Origin of the sequence: Streptococcus sp. 4094 (assembly GCF_013277125.1) — a bacterium.
Taxonomy (GTDB): domain Bacteria; phylum Bacillota; class Bacilli; order Lactobacillales; family Streptococcaceae; genus Streptococcus.
Genome location: NZ_VMMI01000039.1, coordinates 1 through 8,930, shown reverse-complemented (window position 1 = coordinate 8,930; position 8,930 = coordinate 1). Strand labels below are relative to the sequence as shown.

Genomic DNA, 8,930 nt, shown 5'->3' with positions numbered 1-8,930 from the left:
AATCAAATTGAACCACTACCAAAATCACAAAGTCAAACATCATTGATGAAATATCAGCGCTATTAAACAATATAAATAACCGCTAAGAACGAGGCTTAACGGTTATTTTCTACATATCTAATTTTTCAAATCCTCAGTCATATCTTCACCTGTGACCTAGGCTTTACGAGTGCCTTTCTCTAGCAACTAATACTCAATGAAAATCAAAGAGCAAACTAGGAAGCTAGCCGCAAGCTGTACTTGAGTACGGTAAGGCGACGCTGACGTGGTTTGAATTTGATTTTCGAAGAGTATTAGCTTCCCAGACCATATCATACCAAGTTTCCCCTGCAAAGATTGACTGAGACAAGCCTTCGTTGATAAATCCGTGTTTTTCATAGTAGGCGATGAGATAGTCATGACAGGTTAGATTAATGCCTTCTCTCTCATCTTCAAGAGCAAGTTCTTTCAAGGCTGTTAGCAATTGCTGACCCAGTCCTATCCCCTGGGCCTCCTTGGCAATAGAAAGACAGGTCACAGAGATATAGCCACCAGGCTCATGACTATAGTCTTTTATTTCTTCTGTAAAAGACTGGTCTTGCAGATGACGGTGGGGGCCAACTGGTCCTTCTATATAACCCATAATCCTGCCCTCTTTTTCTGCAACCAGAAAAGAGGTCTGAATTTCTCGCAAATGTGCCTCAAAGACAGAATGAGGAATGGCTTCTTCAACCGAGAAATTTTCTAGTTCAATCTCAACGATACGTTCTAAATCTTCTAATCTTGCTTGTCTGATCTTCATTGTGCCTCCAGATAAAAGGGATTAAACCAAATCATACTAAAACCCTGGCTAGTTGCATAAAGGGAAGTTTCTTCATCGATAAAACCGTTCATTTCAAAATAGGAAAGCAGCTCATCAGGACTCTCCAAACGAATCCCTTTGTAATCCAGTTCAACTGCCACCTCTTTCAAGGCTGCAAGAAGAAGTGTTCCCAATCCTTGTCTCTGATGGTCAGCCTCGATAACTAAAGAATGTATTTTTAGACATTGCGGATTGTCTGACTGGGGACTTGATAGGATATAGCCTAAAAGTTTATTTTCATCCCTAGCTAGAAGAAAGGTATCCGCACACTTACGGATACTTTCTTCTAAGATATGGGAAGGTTGCTGCTTTTCAGCTGGAAAAGACGAGGCCTGAAGTGCCTCTATCTCAGCCAAATCAGGTATACTTGCCTGAATAATCTTAATTGGAATTTCCATGGGAGCATCCTATTGAACATTGCTTGTCAAGTTTGACAAGAGTCGCTCAAATGAGTATTCATAGGTTTGGATGTCTCCTGCTCCCATAAAGACATAGACAGCATTGTCATGGTCAAGGAGTGGAGAAACATTTTCAACAGTGATCACTTGGTGTTTTTTGTTGATTTTTTTGGCTAGGTCTTCTACCTTGACATCTCCATGGTCTACTTCACGAGCAGATCCATAGATTTGCGCTAGGTAAACAGCATCCGCTTGGTTCAAAGCGTGAGCAAATTCGTCCAACAAGGCAATGGTTCTTGTAAAGGTATGCGGTTGGAAGACTGCTACAATTTCCTTGCTTGGGTATTTCTGACGAGCCGCATCCAAGGTCGCAATAATTTCTGTTGGATGGTGGGCAAAGTCATCGATAATCACTGTGTCATTGACAATTTTCTCAGTGAAACGACGCTTAACACCGGCAAATGTTTTCAAGTGCTCACGCACCAAGTTCAAATCAAATCCTGCTGTGTAAAGAAGACCAATAACGGCTGTCGCATTCATGATATTGTGACGACCAAAGGTTGGAATGTGGAATTGCCCCAAGTCTTGTCCACGGAAATGAACGGTGAAGATTGAACCAGTTGTTGAACGAAGAAGCTCACTAGCTACAAAGTCATTACCTTCTGCTTCAAAACCATAATAATAAATCGGAGCATTAGCCGTAATTTTACGCAATTCTGCATCTTCACCATAGACAAAAAGCCCCTTGGTAATTTGTTTGGCATAGTCGTTAAAGGCATTGAAAACATCCTCGAGGCTTGTGAAATAGTCTGGATGGTCAAAGTCAATGTTGGTGATAATAGAGTATTCTGGGTGGTAAGGCATGAAGTGACGCTCATATTCGTCAGACTCAAAGACAAAATATTTGGCATTGGCCGAACCACGACCTGTTCCATCTCCAATCAAAAAGCTGGTGTCTGTGATGTGAGACAAGACGTGAGACAACATACCTGTCGTTGAAGTTTTTCCATGCGCTCCAGCTACTCCCATGCTGACAAAGTCACGCATAAAGCTACCTAGAAATTCATGATAACGTTTGTAGCTGATACCATTTTGGTCTGCATAGGCAATTTCGACGTTGTTATCTGGACGAAAGGCATTTCCAGCGATAATTTCCATATCACCGTCTAGGTTCTTTTCATCAAAAGGAAGAATGGTAATGCCTGCCTGCTCAAGACCACGTTGAGTAAAGTAGTACTTTTCAACATCTGATCCCTGTACCTTATGCCCCATTTGGTGCAACATCAAGGCTAAGGCACTCATCCCTGATCCCTTAATTCCGATAAAATGATATGTCTTTGGCATGTTTTCTCCCCTATTCTGTAATTCTGGTCAGATTCAACTCTTGGGCAACCCGACGTTCTTGTTCTGTTTGTTTACTTTTTTTATTGTAGATTTGGCTCTTCTTTAGAAAATCATAGTTGTTTTTCTTTGGAGCAGGTGCTGACACTTCTTCATTCTTGGTAGGGATAGAATGAACTTCTTCCGCCAAGATGTACTGAGACTGGGTCAATTTTTGGCTATATTTGACAAATTCACCAGGATTTTCCTTTTGGAAAGGCGCGGTCGGTTGATTGCCCTGTCTAAGAAGGCCTGATTTAGAATGACGTCTCGCACGGCTGAAATCCTGAGTTAGATAGTTAGCAGAGCGTTTCTTTTTCAAGTCTGCACGCGCTTCTTCACGCGCCACCTCAGCATAACTCTTTCCTTCTTTTTTAACCCCTAAAGGAGCCTTTTTAGGTTTCTCGACTTGCTTTTCAATCGGTTTAACTGGCGCCTCTTCAGTAATAGGAGCCCATTCTAAATAATTTTTATCTCGATACTCACCCTTGATATTACTGATCAGATCAGACTCATCGTACAAGTTCATGACTGGCATTTCAGTCAACATGACCTCGTCATCTGACACCAATGGAAATCGTTCTTGTTTCATTTTCTATTTCCTTTCAACACTTCATTATAGCGTATTGTCTTGATTTTTCAAGTGCTGGCTTCAGAAATTCCCAAAATTTCTCTAATTTCTGCTAGGGTCAGACTGCCACGTGACTCTGTGCCATCCAATACTTGTGACACCAGATGTTTCTTCTGTTCTTGGAGTTCCTGAATTTTTTCTTCAATAGTTCCCTTGGTCACCAAGCGATAAACCTCAACCGTTTCTTCCTGACCCATCCGATGGGCACGGCCAATGGCTTGCGCCTCCACCGCAGGATTCCACCAAAGGTCAACCAAGATAACCGTATCAGCACCTGTCAGGTTCAGTCCGACACCACCAGCCTTGAGGGAAATCAGAAAGGCATCTCTTTCCCCTTGGTTAAAGGCCTTGGTCATGTCTTGTCTTTCCTTGGCTGGGGTTGAACCCGTAATTTTAAAGGAAGTCATGCCCAAGTCTGGCAATTCTTGTTCAATTTTCTCCAACATTCCCTTGAACTGTGAGAAAATCAAGACACGGTGTCCACCGTCTGCCACCTGTACCAGCAGGTCTCGAAGACTATCCAGTTTGCCACTGGCTCCCTGATAATCTCCCATAAAGAGGGCAGGAGTGTCACAAATTTGACGCAAGCGCATCAGACCAGACAAGATTTCCACCCGACTTCGCTGAAATTCCTGATCTGACACTTGAGCCAATCTATCTCTCATCTGTTGCAACTGGGCTAGATAGATAGCCTTTTGCTGGTCTTCAAGTTCATTCTTATAAACCACTTCAATCAAGTCTGGTAATTCAGTCAGCACTTCTTCTTTCTTGCGTCGCATCACGAAAGGCTTGATAAACTGAGCCACTCGCTCTGCTGGCAATTTCATAAATTCTTTCTTGCTTGGCAAGAGTCCTGGCATGACGATTTGGAAAATAGACCACAGCTCACCTAGATGGTTTTCAATCGGAGTCCCTGACAAGGCAAAAACTGACGGCACCACAAATTGTCTCAAGGTCTGGGCAATCTTAGTCTGGGCATTTTTCATAACCTGAGCTTCATCTAAGAAAAGGAAATCAAAGGCCATCCCCTGATAAAGCTCACTGTCCTGACGGAAGGTAGCATAGCTCGTCACATAGATTTGATGGCTTTCAGCAAGAATCTCTTCACGACTAGCTTTCAAGCCATGAACAACAGCTACATCCAACTGTGGGGCAAATTTCTGAAATTCATCTGCCCAGTTGTAAATCAAACCAGATGGAGCGAGAATCAAAACCCGACTTTCTTTTGTCACTTGACTGGTCAAAAAAGCAATGGTCTGAAGGGTTTTCCCCAATCCCATATCATCAGCCAAAATCCCACCAAAACCATAATGATGGAGCATTTGCAGCCAGCCGATTCCCTTTTCCTGATAATCTCGCAAATCAGCCTGAACCTGAGTTGCTTGTCGAGGGAAGTCCTCTGGATGCGTCAAATCATGAGCCAGATTCTGGAATTCTTGTGAAAAAGAAACACGGTCACGCCCTTCAAAGAGATGGGCTAAACTGTAGGCCAAGGATTTTCGAGCCTGTAAGGAGCCATCTTTTAACTCAAATTGCCCCAATTCCTGTAAATTTTGGCGAATTTTCTTGGTTTCTTCATCAAAAAAGTAGACTTGATTGGACGAATCGATATAAAAATCTTGATTGGCAACCAAGGCCTGCATGGCTTGGTCAATTTCCTCTTGGGCAATATCTTGAAAATCAAATTGGATTTCCAAGAGACCTCCCTTGGAAGCAATCTGCACTTGAGGACTCGCTAAGCTATAAAGCTCTTCTAGCTTGTCTGATAGGTCAACATGACCGAGTTTTTCAAAGACTGGAATGATTTCGTGGAAGAAATGATAGACAGACTCTGCTTTTAGGGCCTGACGCCAAGATTGAAAGTCTGCTTCAAAACCTGCAACCAAACAGAATTGGAAAATTCTTTCTTCTAAGTCAGCATCACTTGAAAACGGCAATTCTTCTAGCTCTTGTCGGCTTGATACCTGCCTATCCCCATAATCAAACTGAATTTCTAAACGAATCCGATTATCTTCTTCTCTGTCAAAGTAAAAAGAGGGCGCAAAAGTTTTGATTTGTAGCCGTTCTGGAGCTGAAACAGTCCCCATCTGGCCAAAGAGCGTTAGACAAGAAGCCAACTTATCTCGGTCACTGCTATCAAATTGCAGGTATTTCTTTCCATGCTGATCCACAGGCAGCGCTTTAATTTCCTTTAGAAGTTGCATCTGCTGGTCTGTTTGAAAATAAACCTGACCTTTATGGAAAAGCACAGCTCCCTGATAAAAAACATTGACCCTAGGACTCTCACTGATTTCCATTTCAAAATAGTCCGAGTATACTGTTACTGTAAAGGCAAAGAGATTGGCATCAGCATGCATATCCTGAAAAAGCAGAGTCTGATAGCTATCCACTTGATGGTCAAATTGAAAATGGGGCAAGGTCATCAGTAAATTCACACCCTGCTCAAAAAAAGTCAGAGGGAAAAAGAGGTGCCGACCTTGGTTTTGGAAAAAGAGGTCTGGAGCCTGTCCTTCCTCCATCAGTCCTCGCAAGAAAGTCAGAAGTTCTTGACTGGCCTCATCAAAGGCTTCCCAAGAAAGAGACTCCTCATAAATCTTGCCAATCATATAAGACTTTCTCTGCTCGACAATCCTTAAAAAGAGTAGAATATCTCGAATGACATAGTATTTTTGGCTATTGATTTGCCCAATTCTCAGCGTCCACAAGATATGATTGGTTCCTGCTTCCACCTGACCGACAGCCGATAATTCATAGGCACGTTCTGATTTTGGAGATAAGATTCGGTCCAAAAATTTGCCACCCAAGGTCACCTTAGTTTCAACGGCCTCTTTTTCTTCATGACCTTCTTCCAGACTCTGCAAGATTTCCTGACCACGCTCATCATTTTTCAGAAAATGCTCCAGCGCTGCCAAATGCACACAGTAGCCCCTCTTTTGGAAAAAATCGCAGGCACAAAAAACCAAATCATCCTCTAAACTATAGCGCAGTTCTTCTTCTGCAACACGAGCGTAGAGCCGATTATTCTTTTCCTTGATGATGTCAACCTTACCAGTTTCATAAAGGGCAACGCCTTCGATACGGACTTTCCCCGGAATCAATTTAGCCATATTTTTACCTTTACCTTATCTTTTTATTATACCATATTTTCCCCTATGAAAATAGCCTTCTAGGGATACTTTTCTCCTAGAAGGCTGGATTTTTAAAGTTTAGCAAAAGTCGTCACAATTCGCTGACAAACTTCTTGCAACAGAGATTTAGGCATGGCTACATTGAGACGGGCATGGAGACTTCCTTCCTCCCCAAAATCCAAACCACGATTGAGGATAACCTTAGCTTCATTTCTCAACAGCTCTTGCAATGTTTCATCAGTCAGGTCATAGGCTGAAAAATCAAGCCAAATCAAGTAGGTTCCTTGTGGTTTCATGACCTTGATTTTAGTCTCTTTTCCAAATAAATCCACCACATAATTGATGTGGTCTTCAAAGACTTGCTTAAGTTCCTCTAGCCAATCCTTCCCATAGCGATAAGCAGCTTCTGTCGCCAAATAGCCCAAGCCTGAAATTTCATGCTGATTATTGACCAATTGACGTTTCTGGAAAGCCAGTCGCAACTTAGGATTTTCAATGACTGCATAGGAATTTTTTGTCCCAGCAATATTAAAGGTTTTAGTAGCACTGCTCAAGACAATCGCAAATTCTTTAAAGTCAGGGTTGACAGTATTGAAAGACTGGTGTTTGTGACCAAAGAGGGCCAAATCTTGGTGAATCTCATCTGAAACCAAGAAAACACCATATTTTTGACAGAGTTGACCAATCTTCTCCAACACTTCTTTTTCCCAAACACGTCCACCAGGATTGTGAGGATTGCAGAGAATATAAAGTTTGACATCCTCTTCCACCAAATCCTTTTCAAGTTGGTCAAAGTCAATCTCAAACAGACCATCCTTTTCCACCAAAGAATTGGTAATCAATCTACGATTATTCAACTTGACACTGCGAGCAAAAGGTGGGTAGACAGGTGTGTTAATCAGAACTGCCTCGCCTTCTTTTGTAAAGGCTTGAATAGCTGTTGAGATAGCTGGTACCACACCCTCGATAAAGACAAGAGCCTCTTTGTCAAAGTGGTAACCGTGTTGTGTGGCTTCCCACTTTTGAACTTCCTTAATTAACTCATCACTGGCATAGGTATAGCCATAAACCAGTTGATCCGCATAAGTCTGCACGGCTTGGCGGATTTCAGGCAAGACTACAAAGTCCATATCCGCTATCCAAGCTGGTAGAACTTCACTATCCGTTTCTGTTTCTTTCCATTTATAGGTATGGTGCCCTAAACGGTTGGGCAGGCTTGTAAAATCATATTTTCCCATCTTTGTCTTATCCTTCCAAGGCTTGGTGCAAATCTGCAATCAAATCTCTAGCATCCTCAATCCCAATCGACAAACGCAAGAGGTCATCTGTCAAACCATAGGAATGGCGCACTTCTGCTGGAATATCAGCATGGGTTTGAGTCGTTGGATAAGTAATGAGACTTTCTACCCCACCCAAACTTTCCGCAAAAGAGAAGACCTTGAGACTGTTCAAAATATGTGGAATGCGCGTTTCATCGGCTACTTTAAAGGAAATCATGCCCCCACGACCAGTATAGAGAACTTCCTTAACTGCTGGAGAATCCTTCAAAAAGGCAACCACTTCTTGGGCATTAGCTGTTGAGCGCTCCATACGAAGAGACAAGGTCTTGAGACCACGAATCAATTGATAGCTGTCAAATGGTGACAAGACTGCCCCTGTCGTATTGAGATTGTAGAAAAGCTTCTCGTATAGTTCTAAACTATTGGTCACAACCACTCCAGCCAGGACATCATTGTGGCCTGCCAGATACTTGGTTGCTGAATGGAGAACGATATCTGCTCCATCTTCAATCGGACGTTGGTAGATAGGGCTGTAGAAGGTATTGTCCACCACCACTTTGGCACCCTTAGCATGAGCCAATTTTGCTAGTTTTTCGATATCAAATTCCAACATCAAGGGATTGGTTGGTGTTTCGATATAGAGGACATCTACGTCCTTTTCTAACTCGGCAATCAACTCTTCTTCTGTATTGGCATAGGTAAAATGGAAACGGCCTTCCTGCTCCACTTGATTGAACCAGCGGAAAGAACCACCGTAAAGGTCACGGACAGCCAAGACCTTACTTCCTACTGGAAAGACACTAAAGGCCAGTACAATAGCTGACATCCCTGAACTAGTCGCTAGGGCATAATCAGCTGACTCAATGGCCGCCAAGACTTCTTCAGCCTTGCTACGAGTTGGGTTTTTAGTACGCGTATAGTCAAATCCAGTAGATCTACCAAACTCTGGATGCTGATAGGTCGTTGAAAAATGAAGCGGTGTCACCAATGCACCTGTCGCTTCATCTGACTTAATACCCGCCTGGGCCAAAATTGTGTTAATGTGTAATTCCTTGCTCATACAATTCCTCCAAATCTATAGTAACTATTGTACCACTTATTTTCATCAACTCATTTTCTTCTTTTCAAGAGCTAGTTATAGTTTTAAACTATATACTTATACTTCTTCAAACCACGTCAGCGTCGCCTTGTCGTAGGTATATGTTACTGACTTCGTCAGTTCTATCTGCAACCTCAAAACAGTGTTTTGAGCTGACTTCGTCAGTTCTATCC

The 8,930-nt window shown here is 42.5% G+C and carries 7 protein-coding genes; all 7 read right to left on the bottom strand.

The features are described 5' to 3' along the window. Positions 1 to 223: 223 nt before the first annotated feature. A complete protein-coding gene (locus tag HT721_RS08825; RefSeq protein ID WP_240149984.1) occupies positions 224 to 781 on the bottom strand; it encodes a GNAT family N-acetyltransferase in 558 nt (185 codons plus the stop codon). Beyond that, entirely contained in the window at positions 778 to 1,239 is a 462-nt protein-coding gene (locus HT721_RS08820) for a GNAT family N-acetyltransferase (protein WP_173229631.1), read from the bottom strand. Before HT721_RS08820 ends, HT721_RS08825 begins: the two co-directional genes overlap by 4 nt. Positions 1,240 to 1,248: 9 nt before the next feature. Next, the gene (gene murC, locus HT721_RS08815; RefSeq protein WP_173229629.1) at positions 1,249 to 2,583 is read right to left on the bottom strand and encodes a UDP-N-acetylmuramate--L-alanine ligase; all 1,335 of its coding nucleotides are present in this window, start codon (positions 2,581 to 2,583) and stop codon (positions 1,249 to 1,251) included. A 10-nt stretch (positions 2,584 to 2,593) separates the two neighbouring features. Further along, complete coding sequence (locus tag HT721_RS08810) at positions 2,594 to 3,211, bottom strand: hypothetical protein (protein WP_054378751.1); 618 nt, start codon at positions 3,209 to 3,211, stop codon at positions 2,594 to 2,596. Between the two features lie 47 nt (positions 3,212 to 3,258). After that, complete coding sequence (locus HT721_RS08805) at positions 3,259 to 6,357, bottom strand: DEAD/DEAH box helicase (RefSeq protein ID WP_173229625.1); 3,099 nt, start codon at positions 6,355 to 6,357, stop codon at positions 3,259 to 3,261. A 92-nt stretch (positions 6,358 to 6,449) separates the two neighbouring features. After that, positions 6,450 to 7,616 (bottom strand): MalY/PatB family protein, encoded by a 1,167-nt coding sequence (locus tag HT721_RS08800; protein WP_173229622.1) that lies wholly within the window; start codon positions 7,614 to 7,616, stop codon positions 6,450 to 6,452. Positions 7,617 to 7,623: 7 nt separating this feature from the next. Beyond that, positions 7,624 to 8,718 (bottom strand): cystathionine gamma-synthase, encoded by a 1,095-nt coding sequence (locus tag HT721_RS08795; protein WP_173229620.1) that lies wholly within the window; start codon positions 8,716 to 8,718, stop codon positions 7,624 to 7,626. Positions 8,719 to 8,930 lie beyond the last annotated feature (212 nt).

Coding starts and splice junctions, on each gene's coding strand:
- HT721_RS08810 (WP_054378751.1), bottom strand. CDS start 3,211: ATGAAACAAGAACGATTTCCATTGGTGTCAGATGACGAGGTCATGTTG.
- HT721_RS08795 (WP_173229620.1), bottom strand. CDS start 8,718: ATGAGCAAGGAATTACACATTAACACAATTTTGGCCCAGGCGGGTATT.
- murC (WP_173229629.1), bottom strand. CDS start 2,583: ATGCCAAAGACATATCATTTTATCGGAATTAAGGGATCAGGGATGAGT.
- HT721_RS08805 (WP_173229625.1), bottom strand. CDS start 6,357: ATGGCTAAATTGATTCCGGGGAAAGTCCGTATCGAAGGCGTTGCCCTT.
- HT721_RS08820 (WP_173229631.1), bottom strand. CDS start 1,239: ATGGAAATTCCAATTAAGATTATTCAGGCAAGTATACCTGATTTGGCT.
- HT721_RS08800 (WP_173229622.1), bottom strand. CDS start 7,616: ATGGGAAAATATGATTTTACAAGCCTGCCCAACCGTTTAGGGCACCAT.
- HT721_RS08825 (WP_240149984.1), bottom strand. CDS start 781: ATGAAGATCAGACAAGCAAGATTAGAAGATTTAGAACGTATCGTTGAG.